The sequence below is a fragment of the Bifidobacterium longum subsp. infantis ATCC 15697 = JCM 1222 = DSM 20088 genome, assembly GCF_000269965.1.
Taxonomy (GTDB): Bacteria; Actinomycetota; Actinomycetes; order Actinomycetales; family Bifidobacteriaceae; genus Bifidobacterium; species Bifidobacterium infantis.
On record NC_017219.1, the window covers coordinates 631,040 to 657,227 of the forward strand.

Consider the following 26,188-nt stretch of genomic DNA (forward strand, 5'->3'; position numbering starts at 1 on the left):
AACGGAAGGAATGCGTTTCCACTCCTCTCAGAGGGATGGAACTTATATGCATGCGACGTATCTAATTTCAATATACAAAGAGCCAAAAGTATTTGCCACAATATGCTGATCGATTTGAGGTTCTTAGCTATGACCAAGCTTTCTCTTATATACTAGAATTTGATTATGTGATATGTAGTAGAGCCCTAGTATATGGTAGTTTTGAAGAGAGCCTTCAGCGATTTAAAATACTTAGACGGCGGCTTAGGCCTGGCGGAATTCTTTTGTTCCAGCTACCTGCTATTGGAACAGATTTATGGCCTAAATGGGTTAACTATGCGATAACCGAAATGGGGAGTTTGATAGTTGGATATAACTTACATTCCCTGTCAAAAGTATATTTATCGTTTACTGATGTATGTGATTTACTAGAACGTGCAGGATTTAAAATTTGCAACGGTCCTACGCCATACGATCTTCCAAGAGGTGAATATCCAGGAGGAATTGTGAGAAATTGGCTTGGTGTAGCAATTAACAATAATTAGCTAACAGTTGTCCGCTGTCAATCGTGTAACGACGATTCATGACTGAAGAACGACTCTCATCGTCAATGCTCCAGATAATAAGCTATCAACCACTGACGATAGCAAAACTCGAAACAATTATAACATATTACAAACTATCATGATAACTCTCTTCAATTTTGGTGGCACCGTTTACACTTAATTGTATCCAATTTAATTATGGACTGTTCTGGTAACAAAAAGCTACTAAGCCGAAAAGTAAAAATCAGATAATCAAATGGCTTAAAAATCCTCACACTGATTCGGCAGAATACAAGATATGAGGTAACGGCGTGGCGTTTCCCTGCGTGTGTTTCGTTCTCAAAAATATCGCTTATTTTCAGGCGAAAGAACGCGTGTAAGACTTGCTAAAAACCTTCTTTAGAGTGATTTTTATATGTACTCGAAAAAATCTAAGATAGCGCCCGTCTTCTTGCGCAGATTCGGTTGTGGGTTCCGATGAAAAGGACATGGCCCGCTTTGGTGCGATTTTCAGTCGCTTACACATGAAAACCGCGATTGGAAAGAAGGCCGGAAGCCATGTCCGATAAAATCATACGGTTCGACGACGCCATGTTCGGGTCGGCGGTGATCGAGCGCTGCCGGAGGCGCGAATCCAGCGTCGAGGAGGCGCTGATGGAGATGTGCCTCGCGGGCGTGAGCACACGCAGGGTGGACGACATCAGCCGGCTGCTGTGGGGCGAGCGGATGCCATCCCGGACATTGAGCGACAAACTCAAGAAGGTCTACAAGGAGATCGACGGGTGGCGGAAACGCCCGTTGGAATCCGAGTACCCGTACGTGTTCGTGGACGGCGTGTGGCGCAAGCGATCCCGGGGCGGGCACGTGGAGAACGCGGGCGTCCTCGTCGCCATCGGCGTCAGCAGCCGCCAGATCTCGTTTCAGTTGGGCTTCGAAACGGCTCTTGTCCCCATCGAACTCGCTTCTGCGGTGCGCGAACGTCACATACGTGAATGGCGGGTTCCTCGCCAACGTGAAAAATGCGATGAAGAGACGTTTGTGGTCGGTCGTGGACGGGATCTCGTAGTCGTCGTGGCCGTTGAACAGTGGGCCGGCATGGAAAGGGATGTCGGGCAGGGAGACATCCGCGAGGTGTTGTTCGTAGCGTTCGATGTGGGGATTGACCGGCTTGGGCTGGTCGTGGAACATCAGGGTGATGAGGTGGTACTTGGACAGTTTGCCCCATCTGCCAGATTCGTCGACCATGGCGTCCAGCTCGTTCATTGTTGACTCCCGGAGAAAAAGAAGTGCCTGGCTCTGCGATACGGGGCTCCAGAGCCCACCGCGCTGTCTTGAACCGCCGTCCGCCGACGTGGCGTTGACGCTCCGAACCGATCATGATTCACCGGTGGATCACCTTGACGTTGATGTAGTTACTGAGTAACATCAGCATTACATTACTCAGTAACCATATCGAGAAGAGGTGCTCATGGCCGCCGCAATCAACCGCGCAATGCCGAGCCTTACCTGCCTTGACACCGGGGAACAGGCGATATTGACGATCGTCGACGCGACACGTACGCATGGCGACGGCGCGCGCAGGGTCGTCGCTCTCAGCCATGCGAATCTAATACTTCGCTCCGGGGAGTTCGTGGCCGTAATGGGACCGTCCGGTTCGGGCAAGTCCACGTTGCTCAACCTTGCCGGGGGATTGGACACGCCGTCTTCAGGCAAAGTGCTGGTCGAGGGCCGCGATCTCGCTTCGCTGAACGTTGCCCGGCGTGCCGCGATTCGACGGCGGTCGATTGGCTACGTGTTTCAGGATTTCAATCTGCTGCCGTCGTTGAACGCCATCGAGAACGTCTCGTTCCCGTTGGAACTGGACGGCTGGCCAATCCGCAAGGCGCGTAAGGCTGCATTGGAGGCCTTGCAAGAGACGGGCGTCGCTGAACTGGCGCTCCGTCGGCCTGAGGACATGTCGGGAGGTCAGGCGCAGCGTGTGGCCATCGCCCGAGCTTTGGTGGGCCGACGCCGCCTGCTGCTGGCCGACGAGCCGACCGGCGCATTGGATTCCGCTGCCGGCACGAAGGTCATGGAGGTACTGCGCAGCCGTGCCGACGCGGGCTGTGCTGTGCTGATGGTCACGCATGAACCTCGCTTTGCCGCTTGGGCCGATCGTACGGTGTTCATTCGCGACGGTCGCATCACCGACGAGACAGGAGCGACCGACTTTGACGAACTGTTCACCTGCGATGGTGAAGATGATGACGATGCCGGCGATGCGCGCAACAGCTCGCAACAGAACTTTCGCAACAATCCCGGGGAACAGTGATATCGATGCTCTTCAATTTTCCGCGTCGCCGCGTCGCCGCGCGTCTTGCCTGGCGCGATATGACGCGACACAAAGCGCGCAGCATATTCGCCACATTGTTGGTCGCATTGCCTATCGCCGCGCTGGTGGCGGGGCTGGCACTGCTGACAGGCACGCCGAATTCCCGGCAGCGTGCCCTTGCCGCCATTCCTCGGAATGCGCAGGCGGTGCTCACCGCCACCGCGGTGCTCAACACAGGCCAGCCGTTCATGCAGGCGCCCGAGGGGGCTTCGCTGTGGGTGGATAGTCCCTCTCAACAACCCGCGAGCGCGGCGAACATCGCCGCAATCACGCCCGACCAGGACGCCCTGCTGCGGTATTGGGATTCGGAAACGCTAATCGCCACCGCCGGCGGCGACTTGCAGCCGGGCGATCAGATTCAGGTTGATGCCGCCGGCGCCGATACCACTGACTCCGCCGGCTCCTCCGGCGCCGACCTCGACGGCGCGGTACGAGCCAAGCTGCGCGAGACCGAACATGATGCGCTGCCACTGTTAATGCCTCCCGTTGCACAGGGTGCCGCGCCGCAGGATGCCACGCAGGCGGTTATCAGCGCATCGCTCGCTGAGCAGCTGCACCTGAATGTCGGAGATACATTGACGCTCACCGCGCCTCCATTTCAAGGTGCGTACAGTACGAACGGACGCATTGGCGCGGTGCTGCAGAACTCGCGGCGCGCGTGGCGCATCAGCGGCATCGCCGATGTCACCTCAACGCTTGACGTATGGACGTATTCCGGCTGGCTCAAAGGCATGGTCGAGGCGGATGGCGGTAATGGGGTGGATGCGCATTATCTGTTGGTCGGCAGCGAGCCATTGACGTGGACGCAGGTCAAGCGGCTCAACATGCTGCAGGTGGTCGCCGTTTCGCGCCATGTGCTGACGGATGGTTATCCGAGTGCGGAAGAGCGATATCCGCGTCAAATCGACGTGCAGCAGCAGTTGATGCAAATGGTATCCGTCACTGTAACGGCTTTTCTTGGGATTGCCCTGACGCTATTCCTGATCACCCCCGCGTTCGCCGTGTCGGCCGACCAGTCTCGTCGCATATTGGGATTGACCGCCGCATGCGGTGCCGACGGCGTGGATCTTCGACGCACGATGAGCTTCCAAGGCTTGTTTATTGGCATATCAGGCGGCATGATCGGTATCATCGCAGGCATCGGATTGTCATATGCCGCCGCACCGGCTCTGAAAGGCGCCTATGTGCATGAGGTCGCCGGTATGATTCCGTGGAAGATGCTGCCCTTGGCCGCGTTAGCGGCAGTGATGATCGGATTGGCTGCCACATGGATGCCGGCGCATCGCGTCAGCCGCATGAATGTGGTGGACGCGTTGAAAGATCGCTCGGACAACGGCGAGCGCAACCGCCGTGAATCTCGGTTGTATCGTGTGGTGACGGCGATTTCCACCGCGGCATTGCTTGGCGCGGCCGTGGCCTGTGCCATGGGCGGCCTTGCCATGCCCATGCCGGAATTCGGTGATGCCGACTACGGTAGTCTGCCGGCCGAGGCAATCGGCGCGCAATTGCTGCTGATCGGAGCCATCGTGTTCTCGTTCGCCGGCCTGATCCAGTTGATTCGTCTGATCGCGCAATTATGCGAACGCCACGGCACCTTACTGCCTCTGGCGGTACGGATGGGATTGCGTGATGCCGGCGAGCATCACCGTCGATTCGTCCCCGCCGCGGCCGCTATCGCCGTGAGCGTGGCGGTCGCCTCATACGCGCTTACCATGACCGGCTCACTGATTGCCAATGATCGGTCGAATGCCATGGAAGTGGTGCATGGCCATTCGCATGCGGTGGTGTCCCCTGAGGTTCCGATTGACAATGCCGTGGATCGTGCAGTGGTGCGATCGGCGCTGAATGCCATCAGTGATGATCTGCCCGTCACCGCGCATCAGCCTGTGTATGCGCTGGCGGAAGTGCCGCCGGAGACCGCCGACAAGTTGAATGTCGCTGAGGCGAATGAGCTTATGCGCCGATTCCCGAATGCCGCTGCCAGACTGGCGACTCCATTGGATTGCATTACGAGTTCCGACCCTGATCGCGGGCAAGACGTGGCTTCGGCGCATAATCCGAACGCCCAGCCATACTGCGTGGGAGCATCGCGTTCCTATCGCCCGTTGTATCGAGGCTTGACTATGATCAACGCGGATTTCTCCGTGCTGATCATGTCCGGCGATGCGATGCGATTGTCGGGATTTGCCAATGCCGACAAGGCGGCGGACATGCTCGACCGGGGCGGCGTGGTGGTCGGCAACGCGGCGACGCTGCGCAAGGACGGCACCGTGGATTTGGAAATCTCCCATAGTGCGCACAATCCCGACGGTTCCTCGGCCCCCGATGTGGTCACTGGGTCGGCGAGCAGGCCGGGAGTTTGGGTGGATGGGTTCTTCCCTCTGGCGATGAGCAAGGAAACCGCCCAAAGCCTGGGACTGACCGCATTCAGGTATGTGGGCGATATGGTGCAATTCACCGACGCCCCCGGCTGGAGCACTCTGGACAAGCTGCGATCGATCATTGACGACAGGCTGCCGCTGGTGAATGGCACCAGTCAGTCCTACCGCTACAGCTGGGGTACCGGCGATCCTTCAAGCATGCTTGCGGAGCTGCTGCCGTTCGCATTGCTGATGCTGCTCGCGATAGCCGCCACGGTGATCTCGCTGCTGCTGGCGCGCATCCAAATCATCCGTGATCTGGCCACGATGCATGCCGTGGGCGCATCCCCCGGTTTCCTGCGACGGTTCACGCTGGCGCAGGCCGCCATTATGTTGGCGGCCGGAACACCGACTGGCATGGTTACGGGACTCGCCTTGGGGATATTTCATGTGGCTTGGTACAGACACATCGGCTATGACGGCGCATGGCTTGACACAGTGCCCTGCTGGGGCCTGCAGGCCGCGTTGTTGATCGGCGTTATTGCAATGGGCCTGGGCGTGGCATGGCTGGCCGCACGTCCGTCGCGCAAGCTGACCAGACGAACTTTGGATTGATCGACCGTACGATATCGGATGATATACGAAGGACGAAGGAACATCATGGCGATACGGGAAGCACTGATGGCGCTGTTGGAACAAGGACCGGCAAGCGCCTACCAATTGAAGCGGCGGTTCGAACGCACCACATCAAGCATATGGCCGTTGAACATGGGGCAGGTGTCCACCACGTTGCAGCGACTGCATCGTGATGGTCTGATCGAACAAGTCGACGGTTCGGAACATGACGTTCCCGACGATTCCGATTCCCGCTCCGATTCACCGGTGGCATGGTTGCTCACCGCCGCCGGCCATGCTGAGGTATCGCAATGGTGGCGCACTCCGGTATTGCCCGAGCAGCGCGGCCGCGACGAGCTGGTGATGAAGCTGGCGTTCGCGGTAGTCACGCCAGGCGTGGATGTGTCGACGCTGGTGCAACGGCAGCGAGTGTCCATGCAACGGCTCCTACATGATGTGACTCGCGCACGCCGTCAGACGGACGGTGATGATCTGGCCGCCCGACTGGTGCTTGACCATCGCATCTTCATCACCGAAGCCGAACTGCGTTGGTTGGAGACCCTCGACGAAGCGCAGTTGCGCATCGCGCGCACGCATCGTGCATCCGCGTCGATGTCAGCCGTCACTTCCGTCGAGGAAGATTTCGCCAATGCGAGAACGTAGTTTTGCTTTGCCGGCTGATTCCGTCCCTGGCTCCGCCATGATTCCGTTGCCGTTGCCGTTGCCGTTTCCGTCGGATGGGTTGCGCCCGTCGAACGGGTTGCGCGTGATCGGTTTCTGTTTTCGGATGTTGGCGCGATGCGGCGGATGCACGCCGTCTTTTTTGTAGGGGGGGTGTTCCTATGTTTTTGTCAACTCCTTGGGGAGTTGACGTGTCGGGATTCCGGTTGGCTGTCGTGGGCGCGCTTCGCCCTGCCGGTGGCGTCCGGCGTCCTTTCCCGTGTGGCCCGGTTCAGGCTACGAGGGCTGGTTCCTGGTAGAGGGTTCCGTTTTTGAGCATGCTGTAGATCACGTCGCAGCGCCGACGCGCGAGGCAGATGATGGCGGCGTTGTGGTGTTTGCCCTGTTCGCGTTTGCGCTTGTAATAGGCCACGGAGGGCGGGTGTTTGGTGGATGCGACGAACGCGGTCTGCCACAGCGCGTTCTTGAGGCGTTTGTTGCCCCGCCTGGAGGGCCGTTCGCCTTTGATGCTGGTGCCGGATTGGCCGGTGACGGGCGATATGCCCGCGTAGGCGGCCAGATGGGCGGACGATTTGAAGTTGGCGATGTCGCCGCCGATGCCGAGCAGGATGTTGCTTGCGGTCCTGACGCCTATCCCGGGCATCGACGCCGGGACCGTGAGAAGAGGGTGGTCCTCCAGGAGCTTCTCGACCTGGCGGCCGACCTCGCGCCGCCGGTCCCTGATCGTCTTGATGTCGTGGGCGATGGAGGGGATGATGGTCTCGGCCATGAGGGTGCCGGGCACGGTGACGGTCTGCTCGCCGATCGCCTTGAACATGTCGTCGATGATGCGGCCGGCGCGAAGCCCGTTGGACTTGGCCCAGTCCTTCACGTCCTCGATCCCGGCCCGTTTCACGCCCATGGGCCCGCCGTATCGTTCGAGCAGCGCGAGCGTCGCGTCGCGCGTGATTCTCTCGCCCTTGAGCGCGCGTTCGAACGCGGGGTGGGTCTGCAGCAGCAGGCTCCGCAGGCGGTTGACGTGGCGGGTGGATTCGTGGGCGAGGTCCTCGTCGTGGCCGGCGAGCAGCTTCAGGGCGGCGAGGGTCTCGTCATCCGGGCCCGCGTCCCTGAGCGTCTCGGGCAGCTTGAGCGCGGCCCACGCGATCACATGCGCGTCCCTGCGGTCGGTCTTCGCGTCCCCGGGCAGCAGCTGCGCGGTCCTGCGCATGGCCGTGCCGGGAAGGTAGGCAACCGCGATCCCCATGTTCCGCGCCACCGTCAGGGGCAGGGAGCCGATGGTGTTGGGCTGGTCCACGACCAGCAGCACACGGCCATGCTTGGAGAGCTTGCCCAGCATCGTGCGGATGGCCTTCTCGTCCTGTTTCAACGGCTTGTCGTACAGGGTGTTCCCGTCATGGTCGAGGGCGTGCGCGTGGTGCGCGCTCTTGCCCACGTCCAGGCCGACCCACACGTCGATGTCGTCCGGGGTCATCATCGTTCCTCCCGTCATGAAGGTTTTCCGGTCGCCGCGGGCTCGGAGGAGTCCGGACGCCCGCGCCGCACCCACATTACGACGAGACCTGCGCCATGCGCCCCTGAAGCGTCCGTGTAGCCGGCCTGGTTCCTATCAGCGGTCATCGGGCGTCCCCGTTCCCGGCGACAACACCCCCCGGATCATCGACGACAGGGCAGGAAAGTCATACCGGAACCGGCGACCCGGCCCCGACCATCGGGGCCTACCAAACATGGTAATGGGCTGGATTGCGGCCTGGCGCGATCCGACATGACGCGGCCGTCCCCGATGGTGCCGTTGCGGCGATCCGCCGAGGTTACGCCCATGGCTGAACGCCCGGAATGTTCCTTGATATCCAGTGAGACGGTCCGCGCCACGGATGTACTGTGAACGGCGGATAAGCGCATCAGGCGCCTCGATCATGGCAGAGAGGAAACCCCGTTATGGACTGTTCATCACGATCCCAACGTCAGACTCAAGTCGATGCGTCCCCGACATCCCCGACATCTTCAACAACTATGACATCTTCAACGAATCCGACGGCCTCGTCGCCGCTGCCCACCCAGGCGCCGCCGTGGGGCGCGCTGTGGGTGATGGCCCTGGGATTGGCCATGATCGTGCTCGACAGCTCGATCGTCAACGTCTCCATCCCCACCATCATCGATGATATCGGCATTAACCTGACCGACGCCCAGTGGGTCACCTCGCTCTACAACATCGTGCTTGCCGCGTTGTTGCTGCCTTTCGGCAAGTTGGGCGACGCCAGAGGGCGCAAACTGGTGTTTCAAGTCGGTACCGTGATCTTCGTGGCGAGTTCGACGCTCGCCGCCGCCTCGCAGGGTGCGGTGATGCTGCTTGCCGCCCGTGTGCTGCAGGGCATCGGAGGCGCGATGATCATGCCGAACACCCTGTCCACGGTGTCCGCCCTGTTCCGGGGCAAATACCGTGCCGCGGCGTTCGGCGTCTGGGGCGCGGTGATGAGTTCGGCCGCCGCGCTTGGTCCGCTGCTCGGTGGCGTGTTCACCGAGACCTTGGGATGGCGTTGGATCTTCCTGGTGAACCTGCCGCTGGGCATCGCGGTCTTTGTATCGGCCATCTTCCTGGTGCCGAAGACCGGTGGGAACGCCTCGGTCGCCGGTGCCGCGGATGCCGCGCAGGATGCCCGATCCCGTCGCGTCGGTGTGGATATCCCGGGCGTGGTGTTGTCTGCCCTGACCTCGGCCCTGTTGGTGTTCGGTCTTATCGAAGGCGAGACCTACGGTTGGTGGAAGCAGACCTCCACGCAGTTGAAGCTCGGCGGGTTGAGCTGGAATCGTGACTGGTTGTCGCCGGTGCCGATCTGCCTGATCGCCGGCGCGCTTCTGATGGCCGTCTTCATCCTCTTCGAATCCGCGCGGGGCAAAGCCGGTCGGCCGGTCATGCTGGACATGACCCTGTTCCGCATCAAGACGTTCTCGTGGGGCAATCTGGCGGCCGCGGCCATCGCCGCCGGCGAGTTCGCGCTGGTGTTCATGCTGCCGTTGTATCTCATCAACGCCCGCGGGCTCAACACGCTGCAGGCCGGTGCGATGCTGGCCGTGATGGGCTTGGGGTCCATCGTCGCAGGTGCGCAGGCCCATGTCATGGCCGCCAGGCTCACCCCGGCCGGCGTGATTCAACTTGGTCTTGTGATCGAGATCATCGCCGTCGCCCTGGTCGCGGTCCTTATGCCTGTGGGGTTCTCTGTGTGGTGGCAGCTTGTTCCCATGGCCGCGTACGGTCTGGGTCTGGGCTTCGCCTCCGCGCAGCTGACCAGCGTGGTGCTCTCCGAAGTACCGGTCATGCAGTCCGGCGAAGGGTCGGCCACCCAGTCCACGGTTCGACAGCTCGGCACCGCCGTCGGTTCGGCCATCTCCGGCGCGTCGTTGGCCATGGCCGTCAACGGAACATTGCCGGCGCGGCTCGAATCCCTCGGGCTGCCCGCCAAGGTCGGCGACGGTCTGGCCCAAGCGGTCAGTGGTTCGGCGGGTGGAGTGATCGGCGTGTTCCGCAGCGGTGATGGACCGGCGGCCCGATTCGGCGACGAGGCGCCGAAGATTGCCGATGCGATGACTTCAGGGTTCGTCGAAGGCGGCCAGTGGACGCTTCTGGTCGCCGGCATCATGCTGTTCATCGGTTTGCTGGCCTCGGTGGCCGTGCGTCGTGCCGCGTCGTCGCACAACGTGCGTTGACGCATGACGGCTACGGTCTTATGGGGAGTGCGGCCGTGCGCGGTCGAACGGTGTGGCCCGCATACCGTCCACCGCGCCTGCGGTCGGTTTGCCATCCAGACGGCGTGTCGTGATCCGATGATGCTGTAACATATCCTTTTGTGCCTCATTGAGGCACGTACGGCCCCGTAGCTCAGTTGGTTAGAGCGCCGCCCTGTCACGGCGGAGGTCACCGGTTCAAGTCCGGCCGGGGTCGCCACCAAACTCCCGATGCATGTCGGGAGTTTTTTGTTTCCTGCCGTTCTTCGATGCCATCCGCAAGGGCGGCGAAAGTGAACGCATCCGATCCGACACGCCGTCCGCACCGATACCGGCATTGAAGGGGACGCCCGTTTGCATCGGGTGAAATGCATGAGGAAGCGCATCGGCGGAATGTTCGCGACGCATGGCGAATCACGGAAAATCCGCGGTGGGAGGTCATGGCGGCTCACTACTATTTTCGCTATCTCGTACGTTACGAAAGTCTTCAAGGAGTAAGCCATGACCACGCTCGCCATTGATATCGGCGGAACCAAGATCGCCGCTGCCGTCTGCGATGCAAACGACAGCATCATCCAGCGTTGGCGCGTCCCCACGCCGATGGACGCCGACGCCATCAACACGCATATCGCCGAGATCTACCGCGAAGCCGTCGCCGCTGGCCACACCGATATCGAGGCCATCGGCATCTCCGCGGCCGGTAATGTGAGCGCGGATCGCAAGACGCTCACCTTCTCCGCCAACATTCCGGCCTGGATCAATTACAATCTGTCCGAGCATGTCGGCGCGTTGATCGACCATGCCGTTCCGATCGTCGTCGAGAACGATGCCAACTGCGCCGGCTGGGGCGAATTCGTGCACGGTGCCGGCCAAGGCAGCTCCAACATGGTCGCGCTGACCGTGGGCACCGGCCTCGGTGGCGCCATCGTGATCAATGGCCAGCTCTACCGAGGCTCCTTCGGCATGGCCGCAGAGCTCGGCCACCTGCCGATGGTCCCGGACGGAGACCATTGCGGCTGCGGCCTGCGCGGCTGCGCCGAGCGCTATACTTCGGGAACCTCGCTGGAGAACTTCGCCAAGTCCGCCGTGCGTCGTCGTCCTCAGGACGCCAAACGTCTTCTGGAGCTGTGCGGTGGCGACATCACCAAGCTGGAGGGACCGATGGTGTCCCAAGCGGCTCAGGAGGGTGACGTGCTTGGCCTGTATGCGTTCGGCAAGATCGGCGAATGGCTTGGCCGCACCATGGCCGCCGTTTCCGCCGTGCTTGATCCGGACCTGTTCGTCATCGGCGGTGGTGTGGTAGCCGTTGGAGACATTCTGCTGGAGCCGGCCCGCTACAACTACCAGCGTTTCCTGGAAGGCAGCGCCTACCGTGGCCACGCCAAGATCGTCGCCGCAGTCGCGGGCCAGGACGCCGGCCTCATCGGTGCCGCCAATCTGGCTCTTCGCTGACGCAGATGGCGGTGCGTAGATAACGCGCGCGACGCAGATAGCAACGCGTAAATAATCGCAAATAATCGCAAACAGTACAGTGCGGTGATTCTCGTTATGGGAATCACCGCACTGTTGTTTTTCTCCCGGAAATGGCGAAACCCAACGTGAGCGAATGGGCAAGATACCGGCACCGCGCGCGTGGGCGACGTCAGCATTCCTCGGCGTCGCTACGCTGACTCGCGGTCAACTTCCCGATGCTGCTCGCCGCCCGACTGGTCATGTCGCTCGGCGCCGGCATCTCCCTGCCGCTTATCACCAACATCATTCTGGAGAAGGCGCCACTTGAACAGCGTGGCGCGATGCTCGGCATAGTCGGCCTGGTCACCTGCGCCGCACCGGCCATCGGCCCGGTGATCGGCGGCATGCTGAAGAACCACTTCCCGCCCAAGTTCATCCTTATCGGCTTCGCCGGCACCGTGATTATGGATGTGGTGTTCGTTGCGCTGTCCGGCAATGTGGGGGCATCGCCGCGAATGATGGGGCGGATGCGGCCGGTTCGTATACGGCCGCGTTCCCACGCAGCATGATGGTGTTCACCGGCATGGCCGTGCTTGGCGTGATTCTTGCCGCGCTCATGTTCCGATTCTCCACTCGCCGACCGCCAGAATTGAGAGAAGTCAAATAGTACGCCCGCGGCGGATTGGTTGGCTTTATGATGGAACCGACATTCCATCACGGGAGAAGCAGGGAAACTATCATGCTTGAACCACCAGTCACTCCGATCCGCAAGGCCAACGACGGCCTCGAACTGCCCGCCACCGGCTTCGGTACGTACAAGGTCAACGGTCTAGCCGGCGTGGACGCCATCAAGTTCGCCATCCATCAGGGTTACCGCCTCATCGACTCTGCGTTCAACTATGAGAACGAGGGTGTGGTGGGTCGCGCCATCCGCGAATCCGGCGTGCCGCGTGAAGACATCATCGTCACGTCCAAGCTGCCCGGCCGCCACCATGCTCACGATGAGGCGCTGCTCACCATTGAGGAGAGCGTGTGCCGTATGGGTCTCGACTACATCGATCTCTATCTGATTCACTGGCCGAACCCAGGCCAAGGCCAGTTCGTCGAGGCATGGGAAGCGCTGGTCGAAGCTCGCGAACGCGGCTTGGTCAAGCACATTGGCGTCAGCAACTTCCTGCCCGGCCACATCGACCTGCTCATTCGCGATACGGGTGTGACGCCGGCCGTCAACCAGGTCGAGCTGCACCCGTACTTCCAGCAGCGCGAACAGCTGGCCTACGACAACGCGCACGGCATCATCACCGAGGCATGGAGCCCGCTGGGCCGCGCCAACCAGATGCTGCGCGACCCAGACCTGAAGCGTATCGCCGCCAAGCACGGTATTTCCGTGGTCCAGGCCATTTTGCGCTGGCACCTCCAGTACGGCGACGTGGCCATCCCGAAGTCTTTGAACCCGGAGCGCCAGCGTCAGAACCTCGACCTGACCGCTTTTGAACTCGATGATCAGGACATGGCCGATATCGCCGCGATGGACAACCCCGAAGGCCACACCTTCGGACAGAACCCCCACTGGCACGAAGAAGCGTGATTCCAACATGCAACGTCCTATTATGACTTCGCGGTCGTTTTTGCGCACGCCGTCCGAAGTGGCCGGACCCGGCGACGAGCAGGTGATCGAAGACCTCGTAGACACGCTGGAGGCCAACCGTTCACGGTGCGTGGGCATGGCCGCCAACATGATTGGCGTAGGCAAACGCATCATCGTCTTCGTGGATGAAGACCTTGGCGGGCGTATTACGGTGATGTTCAACCCCGTGATCACCGCTTCGGACGGTGCCTTCGACGCCCAGGAAGGCTGTTTGTCGCTGACCGGCGAACGCCGCACACTGCGCTACCGCCGTATCGAGGTCAACTACGAGGACCGTCGGTTCCGCGCCCGCCACGCCACCTTCGCCGGTTGGACTGCGCAGATTATCCAGCATGAAGTCGATCACTGCAACGGCATCATTATCTGATTCATATCGGTGCTCGTTGCAGCCCAACCCCCGAGGCTGGTCATCGCGATTACGATGCGATTACATCGCAACCGCTATGACCAGCCTTTTTTTATGTGCACTGGTGGAGGGTGTTCTCAGCGGTGTTGGGGTGCCATGCGCTGGCAGGTTGGTTTCGCTGAGGGGTGTGGGTGGTGTCATGTTGCCAGCGGTTGGCTGGTTGGGTTCGCTGGAGGTTCTAAGCGTCGGTGATGTGCCAAAGAGTGGCGGGCTGGCTTCGCTAAGGAGCGCTACCGTCGGTGGAGAACCAGTGCGTGACCTGCTGCCGACGCTAAGCGTTCGTTAAGCGTCGTTAGCGGCCAAAACTTGGACGTGTAACGATGCTGGGCGGTTTTAGTGTCGTTGCTGTGCCGAGTTGTGGGCCTCTGCCGACGCTGCCAGTGCAGTAGCGTCGGCGTTGGGACAGGTGTTGGACCTTTGCCGACTCTATAAGCGAGGGAAAATCATTCTCCGATGCCTAAGTGGGTCTATTGCCATGCTGAATACATCTGCTGAGTGTAGCTATGCGTTCGAAGGCGATTTCGGGACCTTTCTCAGTAGCAAATATGTCTAATGCGCGGAGTTATACACTTCACCGTGCACTTATACACGCCAAACGAAGCAGAAATCGACTGCTGACAGTGGACGACACGCCAGAGACGATGTGGATAACCCAGAGACGGTGGATAACAGCTGCGCGATCAGTGGATAACCTGCAAGAAAGTGCGGTTATCCACCGACGGTAGCCACTGTTATGCACATTCCATACCCCTTGGAATCATTGGGTTTTCCACTTATCCACCATCTCGCCATGCGGGCTTGCGGGCCACCGCACGAACGTCATACAGTGTGCCTCACGGCGGGCAACGTAGCCCGCCGTCCACATCACATGAAGGGGGAAACGCCATGAGCACCGCAACCACTACTACTGCCGAAAATGCCGGTTTGCCAGCAATGCTGGACACCAAAGACGTAGCCGAGACGTTCAAACGCTGCAATCTCGCCGTCTATGCCGAAGCGAGACGCATATATTATCGCGAAGTGAATCTGAACCCGTTCAAAACGTATTCAAAGCACCTGCGTCAAATGATCGAATGGTGGTTCTGGGATTGGTTTGCCTATGATTGCACTGTCAGCGGTATTGGACTGACCGGCAATGAATCCGAAGATTTACGTATCGAATTGCAGTACGGTTCAGGCGCAGGTATCTCGCCATTCCTAGCCTTGGCCGAATTCATGTATGACAAGGACGAACGTATCGGCACACGCGAGATACGTGATTTTCGCGAACTTGATGACACCAATTTCGCTTCGGTGTTCTGGATTCGCGATGCCAGCGCGGTCAAAGGTCGTCTGACAGTTGAGGACATCATTCATGGTGGTGTCTACGAGGTGGCGGACGCACATGCCGCCTCGCAATACGATGGTGCGCACGGCGGCATGATCGTCAATCGCATCGCACATGTGAGAGGCGTGTGGAGATCCTGTGCCATCCCGATCTATGAGGCACGAAGGCCCGATGACCCGCAAATCGGTGATTCGCTGGCCCGTTCATTCCGGGAAACCGGATATAAACCGGACTTTGCCGGTCTGGTGCGGTTTTTCTACGGGAGGGCCAAAGACACCGGTCTCGACTGGGAAGATGCGGAAGCCGCACGCCAAGCCGGTACTTTGGACGCGCTGATCAAGAAGGCCGGCAATCGGTGAAGGATCCGCCTAACGCTGCTGTCCAAGTCGGCGGCCACGGTCGCGAACGAAGAGGGACGCAACCAAACAGACCGCGCACACAATGGCGACCGTGCTGAACGAAGCCTGCACGCCAATGGCCGATGCCGCCGCTTCCGGCACTCCGGTGCGCATGGCCGCTGCGGTGTGCGTGTTCATGATGGTGACCAGTAGCACAGCCTCAAACGTCATGATCGCGAAGCCCAGCAAGGCGAGCGGCCGGCCACCGATACGGTCGTACAGCTTGCCTGCCACCGGGTTCAGGATGCCCATGGCGATGCCGCTCGGCATCATCACCAGACCGGACACCAGTGCATTAACGCCAAGATCATTCTGCAAATATGCCCATCGCGTACAGGAACGGCTGGCGCGTGGTGAAGGTCTCGATGAGGAACGCGGTGATCGGGATCATGATGCCGTTGGTGAGCATGAATCCGGTGGTCAGCCATTGCACGGTGCTGCCGGGCACATCGAATTCATGCATCAACGTGGGCGGTGCGGAGATCATCAGCGTCTAGTTGAGAATGGCCACAAACGAGCCGATCATCAGGGTGATGACCATGGCAGTGGTGTTGGCAGGGGTGGTGCTGTTGGAGTTGGCGGGGGAGGAACCGACGGCCTTGACCCAGCGCTGCTTGCCGCGGGCGGTCACGTCGTCCGGTTCGTCGCCATCGGCCGGAGCTGCACCGAGCTTGTCGATCAGGGTGGCGGACTGCGGGGCGGAACTGATGTCATTCCAGAGCATCGCATCGCGAATCACGTTGCCCTGCTTGTCGAGAATGACCATGCCGTGCTGCTGGCCGCCAACCGCGAGGGCCGCGACATCGTCGAGCCCGCCGGCCCGCTCGGCGGCCTTGGTGAAGGCCTCCCACCAGAATTCCGGGTTGACCGAGGTGCCATCCGGGTGCTTGGCCTGCCCGAACCGAACCTGTTCGCCGGTGGCGGCGTCCGTGATGCGGACCTTTGTTGATTGGGTTGACGTATCTACGCCGGCAACCAGTACTCTCGTCATGCATTCCTCCTCGATGAGGGGTTGCGATCAAAAGTTTCGGCGCGCCATAGCCAATAAGTTAGACGATTAAACTATACTGTATCAACGTTCAATTGCAAACGGAAACACGCGAAGGCGCGGTCCGATTCAATCGTTTGACGCACAATATCAATGGTGTGATCTATGGATGAGAGCGTCCACAAGACGCTCAAAGCTTAGGGTGCAAGGAGGTAGGAGCCAATGGCAAGTCTACGCAGGATCAATCAGGAGGATCTGCGCAACCATAATTTGTCGGTGGTTCTCGACACTTTGTTGCGCGCGGAGAAACCCATAAGCAGGGCCGACCTGGCCAAGGAAACGGGCCTGACCAAGGCCACGCTTTCGCTGTTGGCCTCGATGCTTATCGATAGTGGCGTGGTGCAGGAAGGCGAGTCGGTCGTCTCCACCACATATGGGCGGCCCAGCACGCCGCTGGAGATTCATGGCGGGTCCATCGCCGGCATCGGCCTGCAGATCAACACCGATGGCTACGGTTGCCTGGCACTCGATCTGAACGGCGACACTCTCGGTCAGGAGTGGGTGAGTGAGGATATGACCGGCACTGACCCGTACGAGATCTTCGCCAAGCTCGATGCGATGACCTTCCCGTTGGAAAGCCGACTCAAACGACGTGGCTGCAAAGTGGTGGGAGCCGGGCTTGCGCTGCCGGGCATCGTCACCGACGACATGTGGCTGTTGGTGGCCCGCAATCTGGGTTGGGAAAACGTCAACCTCACCCGGTTCAACGTGGTACGCCGGCTGGATGTGGTGGCCGGTAACGAAGCGAAGATGGCCGCCATCGCTCAGATTCCGGGGTATGCCACCGAACGTGCGTCCTTCCTGAATGTGGTGGATCGCACGGATTCCTTTATTTACCTGTCTACCGATATCGGCGTCGGCGGCGCGGTGGTGCGTGACGGCGAAGTGGTGATGGGCTCGCACGGATTCGCCGGCGAGATCGGCCATCTGTCCGTGGCGATGGATGGGCCGTTGTGCAGCTGCGGGCGCCACGGGTGCCTTGAGGCGTTTGCGGGCCGTCGCGCCTTGGTCGAGGCTGCCGGCATTGCCGAAGATGGGGATGCCACCAGCAGCGAGGCCATCGATACATTCCTCCAGCGTTGGCGTGCGGGGGATCCAGACGTGGCCAAAGTGGTCGATCAGGCCGCTGATGCGCTGGTTTCCGCCATCGCTTCCACCGTGAATCTGGTGGATGTCGATACGGTGCTGTTGGGCGGACTGTGGACGCACTTCGGCGACGAGCTGGCCACCGTGCTTGAAGGCCGGCTGCGTTCGGAAATTCTGGGATACCCGAATGTGAAGATCCGCGTGTTCGTGCCGCCGGTGGCGCTGCATCCCTCGCTATATGGCGCGGCCGAAATGGGCTTGCGACGGTTCATCGAGAACCCGTTGGGGTACACATGGGGGAGAAGTAGCGCCGGGAGATGCTGCTTGTTGTGCTGGCGGGTGCATGGCATGGGTGCATGGCGCGTGTGCCGGCGTTGGTGGGTTCATGCTACACTTTGCAAGTTGGCTGTTTTACGCAGCGAACGTGGGGCCGTAGCTCAGTCGGTTAGAGCATGCGACTCATAATCGCCCGGTCCAGGGTTCAAGCCCCTGCGGCCCCACTCTTTTGCGTCGCCTCCTGCGGCGGCACAGCGCGTCTTCACGTCCAGACAGGCGCGTACAATCCCTTAGGTTCCGGTTCACGTCCTGCCATAGGGGCATGACGACCCGGGTCCCCCGAATCCATAGGAGACGTAAAATGCAGCAGGGTATCCATCCTGATTACCACCCCGTTGAGGTGACGTGCTCGTGCGGCAACACCTTCGTGACCCGCACCGCTGGCAAGGAGGATCACATGTTCGTTGACGTGTGCTCTCAGTGCCACCCGTTCTACACTGGCAAGCAGAAGATTCTTGACACCGGTGGCCGCGTTGCTCGCTTCGAGAAGCGCTACGGCAAGAAGAGCAAGTAGCATACTTCACGCCAGTCCGATTCGATTCGGCATGCTCCGGCATACCCGATCGAGGACTGGCGTTTTTGTATTCTTTGACAAGTTTTGATGCAGCATTGACCTGCGCAATCGAATAATCGAACAGAACAGCACCATACAGAAGAAAGTGTGTTATGGCAGACGAACAGTTCCCGGCGGCGGCAACCGCGCTTGAGGAGTACCAGTCCATCGAAGAGCAGATGGCGAGCCCCGAAGTCGTGTCCAACCCGGACAAGCTGCGCAAGCTGGGCCGTCGTCACGCCGAACTGGGTGCCATCGTGGGTGCCTACAAAACCTGGTTGCAGGTGAAGGACGATCTGGCAGCCGCTCAGGAGATGGCCGGCGAAGACGCCGACTTCGCCGAGGAAGCCAAGCGTCTTGAGGCCGAACTGCCCGGTGTCGAAGAGAAGCTGCGCACCGCGCTGATCCCGCGTGACCCGGATGATGCGCGCGACACCATCATGGAAATCAAGGCTGGCACCGGCGGCGAAGAAGCCGCACTGTTCGCCGGCGACCTGCTGCGCATGTACACCCGTTACGCCGAGAAGCGTGGCTGGAGCGTGAACGTGCAGTCCGAGAACACCACTGAGCTCGGCGGCGTCAAGGACGTGCAGATTGCCATCCGCGCCAAGGGCACGCCCGCTCCCGAAGACGGCGTGTGGGCTTCGATGAAATACGAGGGCGGCGTACACCGTGTGCAGCGCATCCCCGTCACCGAATCGCAGGGCCGTATCCAGACTTCCGCCGCGGGCGTCATCGTGTTCCCCGAGGCCGACGAGGATGACGACGAGATCGAGATCGATCCGAAAGACCTGAAAATCGACATCTTCATGAGCTCCGGCCCCGGCGGCCAGTCCGTGAACACCACGTATTCCGCCGTGCGCATGACCCACCTGCCCACCGGCATCACAGTGAACATGCAGGATGAGAAGTCGCAGATTCAGAACCGTGCCGCCGCGTTGCGCGTGCTGAAGTCCCGCCTGCTGGCCATGAAGCATGAGCAGGAGGCCGCCGAGGCCGCCGACATGCGTCACTCGCAGGTACGTTCGCTTGATCGCTCCGAGCGAATCCGCACATACAACTTCCCGGAAAACCGTATCGTCGACCATCGCACGAATTACAAGGCCTACAACCTTGACGCCGTGCTCGACGGCGACCTGCAGGCCGTCATCGATTCCGACATCCAAGCCGACGAAGCCGACCGTCTGGCCAACCAGCAGTGATAGTAGCGTGAGCGGGTTTGGCCGGTAGATACAATGCTCGACACACTCTAGGCCGTTCGGTCAAGCCTACGGTCGAGCATCGCATTTACCGGCCAAACCCTTACATTATGTGATAATTAAGGCACCGGAAGATAGGGATGTGATGGCTGCTGCCGATGTGATTCGTGATGCCGCCGTGCAATTGCGTGAGGCTGGTATTGAGACGCCTGAGCATGATGCCAAACTGCTCCTTGCCGAGGCGGCAGGTGTTGAGTTGCGCGATGTCGACAAAGCTCTGTTGATGGGGGAGGAGCTTGGCACAGCCGAACGGTTTGCCCGCTTCCAATCCATGCTTGCCCGCCGTGCCAAGCGCGAGCCGTTGCAATACATCACCGGTCATGCGCCGTTCCGCTATCTCGACCTGAAGGTCGGCCCTGGCGTGTTCATTCCGCGTCCGGAAACCGAAACCGTGGTGCAGGCCGGTCTTGACTGGCTGACAAGAAACGGCATGATCCATCCTTGTGTGGTCGATCTGTGCGCCGGCTCCGGCGCGATTGGGCTGTCCGTTGTCAGCGAGGTGCCCGGCAGCCAGGTGTGGGCGGTGGAGCTGTCGCCGAACACCGCCGAATGGACGCGAAGGAATCTGTCGGAAACCGCGAAAAAGTACCCATCCATTGCCTCGAATTACCATCTGGAAATCGCGGATGCCACGTCCTTCGCCACATTGGCCCAATTGGACGGCACCGTCGATATCGTCATCACCAACCCGCCCTACGTGCCGCAAACCGACATTCCCGAACAGCCGGAAGTACGCGACTGGGACCCTGAACTGGCCCTGTACGGCGGTTCGGCGGACGGCACGCTCATCCCTGAGCGCATTATCGAACGCGCGTACCGACTGCTCAAGCCTGGCGGCGTATTGGTCATGGAGCATGATCTCACTCAAGGTGAGCGTCTGGTGGCCTATGCCAAGGCCATCGGATTTACCGCGGCCCACACCGGCAAGGATTGGACCGGCCGGGATCGCTATCTGTTCGCGGTTTCCTGATATTTTCTAAAAATTTCAGGCTTTTCCTGTCTTTTTTCCGCGTTTTCCCGGAATCTTCTTCTCATTTTCCGCAATTACGCCGTCTCATAATAAGAGCAGGTTATTGCGGCTTCAAAGTCGGTCTGGGTATAACAGTCCGCGATGAACATCGAATGATTGAGAGAGACGTAAGATGACGGCCACGAGCCGCGATGCGATTCCGTTGTATGTGGATGGACGTCTCACGCGCATATCCCGCGCGACGATTGAGTTGAACGATGTTGAAATACCAAGGAAGAAGGAAGAGGATGAACGTGAAGTTTTCCACTAAGTTCATTGCGGCCAGTGCGGCCGCGGTAATGGCGCTGTCCCTTGCGGGCTGCTCCGGCGGTAGCATGGATGATTCCTCCAGCTCCAACGCCAAGGCCTCCGGCGACTCCATCACCATCGGCACCGTGACCACCAACTCCGGTACCGCCGCCGCTTACGGCGAGGCCGAGGTCAAGGGCTTCGAGCTGGCCGTGTCCGAGATCAACGCCAAGGGCGGCATCAACGGCAAGAAGGTCAAGCTCGAGTCCATGGACGATAAGGGCGATGCCACCGAGGCTTCCAATGCCTTCAACAAGCTGTCCGGCGACAACAACGTGCTCGCCGTGGCAGGTCCGACCATCTCCGCAACCACTGCCGCCGTGGCTCCGCTGGCCGATCAGGCCAAGTTGGCCACCATCGCCCCGGCCGCTACCTCCGACTCCATCGAAACCGGCAACTACCTGTTCCGCACGTGCTTCAAGGACTCCTACCAGGGTGAGGTGGCCGCTCGTTTCGCTGCCGAGAACTTGAAGGTCAAGAAGGTCGCCGTGCTGTACGGCACCGGTGACCCGTACTCCTCCGGCGTGGGCGAGGCCTTCGCCAAGGCCGCCGAGAAGCTTGGCCTCGAAGTGGTGGACAAGGAGAGCTCCTCTTCCGCTGACGATACCGAGTACTCCGCCCAGCTGCAGAAGATTCAGGCTTCCGGCGCCGAGCTGCTCTACGCGCCGTACTACTACTCCGTGGCTGGCCCGTACATCATTCCGCAGGCTCGCTCCGTGGGCTTCGAAGGCTACGTGATGGGCCCTGACGGCTACGATGGCCTCAAGCTCACCGGTGACAAGTCTCAGTACAACAAGACCTACTACACCACCCACTACTCCGCCGACGACAACACCAACACCAAGGTGCAGGACTTCATCAAGTCCTACAAGGAGAAGAACAACGCCGAGCCAAACACCTTCGCCGCTCTGGGTTACGACACCATCTACATGCTCAAGCAGGCCATAGAGAAGGCCGGCAAGAACGCCACTCGTGAGGATGTGCGCAACGCCGTGACCGGCATGAACTTCGACGGTGTGACCGGCAAGTTCACTATGGACAAGTCCGGTTCCCCGACCAAGTCCGTCATCGTGCTGGAAATGAAGGACGGCAAGCCGGTGTACAACACCACCGTGCAGCCCAAGTGAATTCCATGAATTATCGCCGCATGATTCCGATGTCATAACATGATGTCCGCATGAACAGGAGAGTGGCCGGTTCGCCGTCCCTCTCCCTTTCGTGTTTTCATGGGGCATCGCGTCGCGTCGTACGGTGCCACATTATTCGCAATAGATATACCAATAATTCTGCGCATTCATCGCAGACAACAATCGAAATACTTACAAGAAAGGGGGAGCAGTGATGGATCAAATCATCATGTTTGTCAGCCAGTTGTTCAATGGCCTGAAAATAGGCAGCGTGTACGCGCTGGTGGCATTGGGCTACACCATGGTCTACGGCATTATTCGACTGATTAACTTCGCCCACGGCGATTTCATCATGGTCGGTGCCTATGTGCTGATGCTCACCATTCCCGCAATCGTCGCTATGGGACTGCCCGCCTGGGTGGCGGTCATTCCCGCCGTTCTGGTTTGTGTGGCCGTCGGTGTCATCGTCGAAAAGGCCGCGTACAAGCCGGTGCGTGAAAAGGGCAATTCCATGACGGCCCTGATTACCGCCATCGCCATGTCGCTGTTGCTGGAGAACGGTTCCCAAGCCGTCTTCGGCGCCGACTTCCAGACCGTGCCGACTATCTTCCACCTGCCATCCATCGCGTTCGGCAAGCTGAAACTGCCGGGTGACACCCTGCTGACCATCGTCATCGGCCTGGTCATCATGGCCGGTCTGCAACTGTTCGTCAAATTCACTCGCCAAGGCAAGGCCATGCGCGCCGTTTCCGAAGACAAGGAAGCCGCCGTGCTCATGGGCATTAATGTGAACTCCACCATTGCCCTGACCTTCGCCATCGGCTCCGGCTTGGCCGCAGTCGCCTCGCTGATGTACTGCGCCGCCTACCCACAAGTCTCCCCGATGATGGGCGCCATGCTGGGTCTTAAGGCATTCGTCGCCGCCGTGCTCGGCGGCATTGGTTCCATTCCCGGTGCCATGATCGGTGGTCTGGCCATCGGACTGATCGAAAGCCTCACCAAGGCCTATATCGGTACCATTACGGGCGGCATCATCACCTCGGCATTCTCCGATGCCATCGTGTTCGCCATCCTGATCATTGTGTTGCTCGTCAAACCGTCCGGCATCATGGGCAAGAACGAAGGGGAGAAGGTCTGATCCGATGAAGAAGACAATGCTTTCCACCAAACAGTCCTATCTGGTGTGCTTCATCGGCGTCCTTGCCGCATTCGGCGTTGTGATGGCGCTGTGCGAATCCGGCTTGGCTGATTCCTACATCAAGGGCATCATGATGACCGCGTGCATCGCCATTATCATGACCACCTCGCTGAACCTCACCATCGGCGTGCTCGGACAGCTGACGTTGGGCTGCTGCGGGTTCGAGGCCATCGGTGCCTACGTGGCTGCGCTGGCCTCCAAGTACATGGTGGCCGCTGGCATCGGCATCGATCCCACCACCCGTTTCCTGATCACCACGCTACTTGGCGGCATCGTGGCTTGCGTATTCGGCATTCTGATCGGTATCCCGGCGCTGCGTTTGCACGGCGACTACCTGGCCATCATCACGCTGGGCTTCGGCGAGATCATTCGCGTGATCATCCAGAACCTCAAGGTCGCCGGTGGAATGGGCCTCGACAAGGGCGCCGCCGGACAGGCACTGATCGGCATTGACCGCACCGCCAACCTGTATGTCGTGTTCTGGATCATGGTGGTCACCGTGGTCGTGCTCTTCATGTTCAGTCGCTCCCGGTACGGCCGTGCCGTCAAGGCCATTCGTGATGATGAGATCGCGGCCGGCGCATCGGGTCTGAACACCACGTATCTCAAGGTGTTGGTGTTCGCGATTTCCGCGTTCTTCGCAGGCATCGCCGGCGGTATCTTCGCCCAGTACATCGGCTCGTTGAACCCGACCATGGCCGGCTGGCTCAACTCCATTAACTACGTGATCATGGTGGTGTTCGGCGGCATGGGCTCGCTCACCGGTTCGATCGTTTCCGCCATCGGCCTGACCATCCTGCCCGAGCTGTTGCGTGCCTTCGCCGATTACCGCATGCTCGCCTACTCGGTGGTGCTGGTGCTGGTCATGATCTTCCGCCCGCAAGGCATCTTCGGTTCGTGGGAGCTCTCGCTGCCGAGGCTGGTCAACCGCATGCTACTCCGCGGAACGGCTGGTAAAGGCGCAAAATCCGCCGCCAAGGCGGATGCCGAGCCGGAGACCCCCGAGACCGCAACGAAGGAGGCCTGACCATGAGCGATAACAGTCAACCCATCCTCAAAGCCGAGCATCTCGGCATCACCTTCGGTGGTCTGAAGGCCGTATCCGACTTCAACATGACCATCAACAAGGGTGAACTCATCGGTCTGATCGGCCCGAATGGCGCTGGCAAGACCACGGTGTTCAACCTGCTGACCGGCGTGTACAAGCCCACTGAAGGCGAATTCTGGCTGGATGGCGTCCGGATGAACGGCAAGAAGACCTATCAGGTCGTGCGTGCCGGTATCGCCCGTACCTTCCAGAACATCCGACTGTTCAAGCAGCTCACCGTTGAGGAGAACGTGCTCGTCGCCTTCGACGAGTCGTTCACCTACCGTATGGGTAGCGCCATCTTCCGTACCCCGGGCTTCTGGAAGCAGGAGAACGAGATGCATGAGAAGGCCATCGACCTGCTGCGCATCTTCAACCTCGAGGGACTGGCCACCACCCAGGCGGCCAACCTGCCCTACGGCCAGCAGCGCAAGCTCGAAATCGCGCGTGCACTGGCCACCGGCATGAAACTGCTGCTGCTTGATGAACCGGCCGCCGGCATGAACCCCACCGAAACCGAGGATCTGTTGCACTGCATCAACACGATTCGTGACCGTTTCGGCATCGCCATCCTGTTGATCGAACACGACATGAGCCTCGTGATGAGCGTCTGCCAGCGCATCCAGGTGCTCGATTACGGCCGTACCATCGCCTCCGGCACGCCTGAGCAAATCGCCAACAATCCGCAGGTCATCTCCGCCTATCTGGGCAGCGACAACAATGATGACGCCGACGGCGATTCCACATCCAAGGCTGAACCGGAGCCGAGCATCGCCAAGACGATTCAAGAAGAAGGAGCACGCTGATGCTGGAAATCAAGGATCTGTGTGTCTCTTATGGCGCGATTGACGCGGTCAAAGGCATCAGCATGCATGTGGATGACGGCGAAATCGTCTCCCTGATCGGAGCCAACGGTGCCGGCAAGACTACCACTCTGCATACCATCACCGGTCTGGTACCGGCAAAATCCGGCAGCATCACCTATGACGGGCATGATCTGCTGAAAACACATGCCAACAAGATCGTCACCCTAGGTATGGCACATGTGCCGGAAGGCCGCCATGTGTTCACCCGCATGAGCGTGCAGGAGAACCTGGAGATGGGCGCATTCAGCCTCAAGGACCAGTCCGGCCTCGGCAAGGATCTTGAGATGGTGTTCGACTATTTCCCGCGTCTTAAGGAACGCCGTCGCCAGCTGGCTGGCACGCTTTCCGGCGGCGAGCAGCAGATGGTGGCCATGGGGCGTGCCCTGATGAGTCACCCGAAGACCATTCTCATGGATGAGCCGTCGATGGGCTTGTCTCCGTTGCTGGTCAAGGGAATCTTCGACATCATCGTCACGCTGCGCCAGCGCGGCATCACCGTGCTGCTGGTGGAACAGAACGCGAGAATGGCCTTGTCTATAGCCGACCGCGCTTACGTGCTGGAAACCGGCAAGATAACGATGGAAGGCAAGGCTTCGGACTTGCTGCACGATGAGAAGGTTCGCAAGGCATATCTCGGCGCGTAACGCCTTGCAGTGCCAATGTTCCCGCTGACGGATGTCGTCTACAAACGCTTGAGGCGTTTGCTTCATGGCGACGTACGCCGGCGGGAACATTGATATGTGCCACTATGGTACGTGCTACTGCGCGTAATGCTGCAGGGCGGAGGCGTCCGCGTCCGTGATTTCGC

The 26,188-nt window shown here is 60.0% G+C and carries 21 protein-coding genes, 2 tRNA genes and 2 pseudogenes; 21 read left to right on the forward strand and 4 right to left on the reverse strand.

Translation table 11 applies throughout. From position 1 onward, the window contains the following. Positions 1–1,112 precede the first annotated feature (1,112 nt). The 4 genes and pseudogenes from BLIJ_RS14160 to BLIJ_RS02845 all read left to right on the forward strand — a co-directional run. Positions 1,113–1,430: pseudogene (locus BLIJ_RS14160) on the forward strand (transposase); the annotation flags it as partial. Positions 1,431–1,992: 562 nt separating this feature from the next. Continuing rightward, positions 1,993–2,835: an ABC transporter ATP-binding protein gene (locus tag BLIJ_RS02835; RefSeq protein WP_012576965.1), complete on the forward strand. Its 843-nt coding sequence runs from the start codon at positions 1,993–1,995 to the stop codon at positions 2,833–2,835. A gap of 59 nt (positions 2,836–2,894) precedes the next feature. Then, the gene (locus BLIJ_RS02840; RefSeq protein WP_231837853.1) at positions 2,895–5,870 is read left to right on the forward strand and encodes an FtsX-like permease family protein; all 2,976 of its coding nucleotides are present in this window, start codon (positions 2,895–2,897) and stop codon (positions 5,868–5,870) included. 45 nt (positions 5,871–5,915) lie between these two features. Continuing rightward, on the forward strand, positions 5,916–6,533 hold the full coding sequence (locus BLIJ_RS02845) for a PadR family transcriptional regulator (protein WP_012576967.1): 618 nt from the start codon (positions 5,916–5,918) through the stop codon (positions 6,531–6,533). A 289-nt stretch (positions 6,534–6,822) separates the two neighbouring features. Here BLIJ_RS02845 and BLIJ_RS02850 read toward each other — a convergent pair whose 3' ends face one another. Continuing rightward, complete coding sequence (locus tag BLIJ_RS02850; protein WP_012578379.1) at positions 6,823–8,025, reverse strand: IS110 family RNA-guided transposase; 1,203 nt, start codon at positions 8,023–8,025, stop codon at positions 6,823–6,825. A gap of 536 nt (positions 8,026–8,561) precedes the next feature. On the opposite strand from BLIJ_RS02850, the gene BLIJ_RS02855 reads away from it, so the two are divergent. The 7 genes from BLIJ_RS02855 to BLIJ_RS02890 all read left to right on the forward strand — a co-directional run bounded on the left by BLIJ_RS02855 (position 8,562) and on the right by BLIJ_RS02890 (position 15,463). Further along, entirely contained in the window at positions 8,562–10,253 is a 1,692-nt protein-coding gene (locus BLIJ_RS02855; protein ID WP_231837854.1) for an MFS transporter, read from the forward strand. A 161-nt stretch (positions 10,254–10,414) separates the two neighbouring features. Then, a tRNA-Asp gene (locus BLIJ_RS02860) sits at positions 10,415–10,491 on the forward strand. Positions 10,492–10,772: 281 nt separating this feature from the next. Then, positions 10,773–11,723, forward strand: a complete 951-nt coding sequence (locus BLIJ_RS02870; protein ID WP_012576970.1) for an ROK family glucokinase — start codon at positions 10,773–10,775, stop codon at positions 11,721–11,723. A 236-nt stretch (positions 11,724–11,959) separates the two neighbouring features. Next, complete coding sequence (locus BLIJ_RS02875) at positions 11,960–12,292, forward strand: MFS transporter (protein WP_014484636.1); 333 nt, start codon at positions 11,960–11,962, stop codon at positions 12,290–12,292. A 170-nt stretch (positions 12,293–12,462) separates the two neighbouring features. Beyond that, complete coding sequence (locus BLIJ_RS02880) at positions 12,463–13,311, forward strand: aldo/keto reductase (RefSeq protein WP_012576971.1); 849 nt, start codon at positions 12,463–12,465, stop codon at positions 13,309–13,311. Positions 13,312–13,318: 7 nt separating this feature from the next. After that, positions 13,319–13,738: a peptide deformylase gene (locus BLIJ_RS02885; RefSeq protein ID WP_012576972.1), complete on the forward strand. Its 420-nt coding sequence runs from the start codon at positions 13,319–13,321 to the stop codon at positions 13,736–13,738. Between the two features lie 924 nt (positions 13,739–14,662). Further along, positions 14,663–15,463, forward strand: a complete 801-nt coding sequence (locus tag BLIJ_RS02890; RefSeq protein WP_012576973.1) for a hypothetical protein — start codon at positions 14,663–14,665, stop codon at positions 15,461–15,463. A gap of 9 nt (positions 15,464–15,472) precedes the next feature. Here the strand turns inward: BLIJ_RS02890 and BLIJ_RS02895 are convergent, their stop codons facing one another. The 3 genes and pseudogenes from BLIJ_RS02895 to BLIJ_RS02905 form a co-directional block, all read right to left on the reverse strand. Further along, entirely contained in the window at positions 15,473–15,790 is a 318-nt protein-coding gene (locus BLIJ_RS02895; RefSeq protein WP_014484637.1) for a permease, read from the reverse strand. 19 nt (positions 15,791–15,809) lie between these two features. Continuing rightward, a complete protein-coding gene (locus BLIJ_RS02900) occupies positions 15,810–15,989 on the reverse strand; it encodes a permease (protein ID WP_012576975.1) in 180 nt (59 codons plus the stop codon). A 72-nt stretch (positions 15,990–16,061) separates the two neighbouring features. Continuing rightward, positions 16,062–16,493, reverse strand: a pseudogene (locus tag BLIJ_RS02905) (FGGY family carbohydrate kinase); the annotation flags it as partial. Positions 16,494–16,712: 219 nt separating this feature from the next. Between BLIJ_RS02905 and BLIJ_RS13115 the strand changes: the two are divergent. From BLIJ_RS13115 to BLIJ_RS02955, 10 genes are all read left to right on the forward strand, one after another. After that, positions 16,713–18,101 (forward strand): ROK family protein, encoded by a 1,389-nt coding sequence (locus BLIJ_RS13115; RefSeq protein ID WP_012576977.1) that lies wholly within the window; start codon positions 16,713–16,715, stop codon positions 18,099–18,101. Continuing rightward, positions 18,063–18,136, forward strand: a tRNA-Ile gene (locus tag BLIJ_RS02915). The genes BLIJ_RS13115 and BLIJ_RS02915 overlap by 39 nt, the downstream gene beginning before the upstream one ends. Positions 18,137–18,273: 137 nt before the next feature. Beyond that, entirely contained in the window at positions 18,274–18,486 is a 213-nt protein-coding gene (rpmE, locus tag BLIJ_RS02920; RefSeq protein WP_003830110.1) for a 50S ribosomal protein L31, read from the forward strand. 152 nt (positions 18,487–18,638) lie between these two features. Further along, complete coding sequence (prfA, locus tag BLIJ_RS02925; protein ID WP_012576978.1) at positions 18,639–19,727, forward strand: peptide chain release factor 1; 1,089 nt, start codon at positions 18,639–18,641, stop codon at positions 19,725–19,727. A gap of 142 nt (positions 19,728–19,869) precedes the next feature. Next, the gene (prmC, locus tag BLIJ_RS02930; RefSeq protein WP_012576979.1) at positions 19,870–20,754 is read left to right on the forward strand and encodes a peptide chain release factor N(5)-glutamine methyltransferase; all 885 of its coding nucleotides are present in this window, start codon (positions 19,870–19,872) and stop codon (positions 20,752–20,754) included. Between the two features lie 287 nt (positions 20,755–21,041). Further along, the gene (locus BLIJ_RS02935) at positions 21,042–22,229 is read left to right on the forward strand and encodes an ABC transporter substrate-binding protein (protein ID WP_012576980.1); all 1,188 of its coding nucleotides are present in this window, start codon (positions 21,042–21,044) and stop codon (positions 22,227–22,229) included. 214 nt (positions 22,230–22,443) lie between these two features. Beyond that, positions 22,444–23,367 carry a branched-chain amino acid ABC transporter permease gene (locus tag BLIJ_RS02940; RefSeq protein WP_012576981.1) on the forward strand — a complete coding sequence of 308 codons (924 nt, stop codon included), beginning with the start codon at positions 22,444–22,446 and terminating at the stop codon, positions 23,365–23,367. Between the two features lie 4 nt (positions 23,368–23,371). Next, complete coding sequence (locus tag BLIJ_RS02945; RefSeq protein WP_012576982.1) at positions 23,372–24,454, forward strand: branched-chain amino acid ABC transporter permease; 1,083 nt, start codon at positions 23,372–23,374, stop codon at positions 24,452–24,454. Positions 24,455–24,456: 2 nt separating this feature from the next. Further along, positions 24,457–25,320, forward strand: a complete 864-nt coding sequence (locus BLIJ_RS02950; protein WP_012576983.1) for an ABC transporter ATP-binding protein — start codon at positions 24,457–24,459, stop codon at positions 25,318–25,320. Continuing rightward, positions 25,320–26,024 (forward strand): ABC transporter ATP-binding protein, encoded by a 705-nt coding sequence (locus BLIJ_RS02955; RefSeq protein ID WP_012576984.1) that lies wholly within the window; start codon positions 25,320–25,322, stop codon positions 26,022–26,024. The genes BLIJ_RS02950 and BLIJ_RS02955 overlap by 1 nt, the downstream gene beginning before the upstream one ends. Positions 26,025–26,188: the final 164 nt, after the last annotated feature.

What these genes read in the sequence shown, in the direction of transcription:
- BLIJ_RS02835 (WP_012576965.1), top strand. Translation starts at nt 1,993, where the DNA reads ATGGCCGCCGCAATCAACCGCGCAATGCCGAGCCTTACCTGCCTTGAC.
- BLIJ_RS02840 (WP_231837853.1), top strand. Translation starts at nt 2,895, where the DNA reads ATGACGCGACACAAAGCGCGCAGCATATTCGCCACATTGTTGGTCGCA.
- BLIJ_RS02845 (WP_012576967.1), top strand. Translation starts at nt 5,916, where the DNA reads ATGGCGATACGGGAAGCACTGATGGCGCTGTTGGAACAAGGACCGGCA.
- BLIJ_RS02850 (WP_012578379.1), bottom strand. Translation starts at nt 8,025, where the DNA reads ATGATGACCCCGGACGACATCGACGTGTGGGTCGGCCTGGACGTGGGC.
- BLIJ_RS02855 (WP_231837854.1), top strand. Translation starts at nt 8,562, where the DNA reads ATGACATCTTCAACGAATCCGACGGCCTCGTCGCCGCTGCCCACCCAG.
- BLIJ_RS02870 (WP_012576970.1), top strand. Translation starts at nt 10,773, where the DNA reads ATGACCACGCTCGCCATTGATATCGGCGGAACCAAGATCGCCGCTGCC.
- BLIJ_RS02875 (WP_014484636.1), top strand. Translation starts at nt 11,960, where the DNA reads ATGCTGCTCGCCGCCCGACTGGTCATGTCGCTCGGCGCCGGCATCTCC.
- BLIJ_RS02880 (WP_012576971.1), top strand. Translation starts at nt 12,463, where the DNA reads ATGCTTGAACCACCAGTCACTCCGATCCGCAAGGCCAACGACGGCCTC.
- BLIJ_RS02885 (WP_012576972.1), top strand. Translation starts at nt 13,319, where the DNA reads ATGCAACGTCCTATTATGACTTCGCGGTCGTTTTTGCGCACGCCGTCC.
- BLIJ_RS02890 (WP_012576973.1), top strand. Translation starts at nt 14,663, where the DNA reads ATGAGCACCGCAACCACTACTACTGCCGAAAATGCCGGTTTGCCAGCA.
- BLIJ_RS02900 (WP_012576975.1), bottom strand. Translation starts at nt 15,989, where the DNA reads ATGATCTCCGCACCGCCCACGTTGATGCATGAATTCGATGTGCCCGGC.
- BLIJ_RS13115 (WP_012576977.1), top strand. Translation starts at nt 16,713, where the DNA reads ATGGCAAGTCTACGCAGGATCAATCAGGAGGATCTGCGCAACCATAAT.
- rpmE (WP_003830110.1), top strand. Translation starts at nt 18,274, where the DNA reads ATGCAGCAGGGTATCCATCCTGATTACCACCCCGTTGAGGTGACGTGC.
- prfA (WP_012576978.1), top strand. Translation starts at nt 18,639, where the DNA reads ATGGCAGACGAACAGTTCCCGGCGGCGGCAACCGCGCTTGAGGAGTAC.
- prmC (WP_012576979.1), top strand. Translation starts at nt 19,870, where the DNA reads ATGGCTGCTGCCGATGTGATTCGTGATGCCGCCGTGCAATTGCGTGAG.
- BLIJ_RS02935 (WP_012576980.1), top strand. Translation starts at nt 21,042, where the DNA reads ATGAACGTGAAGTTTTCCACTAAGTTCATTGCGGCCAGTGCGGCCGCG.
- BLIJ_RS02940 (WP_012576981.1), top strand. Translation starts at nt 22,444, where the DNA reads ATGGATCAAATCATCATGTTTGTCAGCCAGTTGTTCAATGGCCTGAAA.
- BLIJ_RS02945 (WP_012576982.1), top strand. Translation starts at nt 23,372, where the DNA reads ATGAAGAAGACAATGCTTTCCACCAAACAGTCCTATCTGGTGTGCTTC.
- BLIJ_RS02950 (WP_012576983.1), top strand. Translation starts at nt 24,457, where the DNA reads ATGAGCGATAACAGTCAACCCATCCTCAAAGCCGAGCATCTCGGCATC.
- BLIJ_RS02955 (WP_012576984.1), top strand. Translation starts at nt 25,320, where the DNA reads ATGCTGGAAATCAAGGATCTGTGTGTCTCTTATGGCGCGATTGACGCG.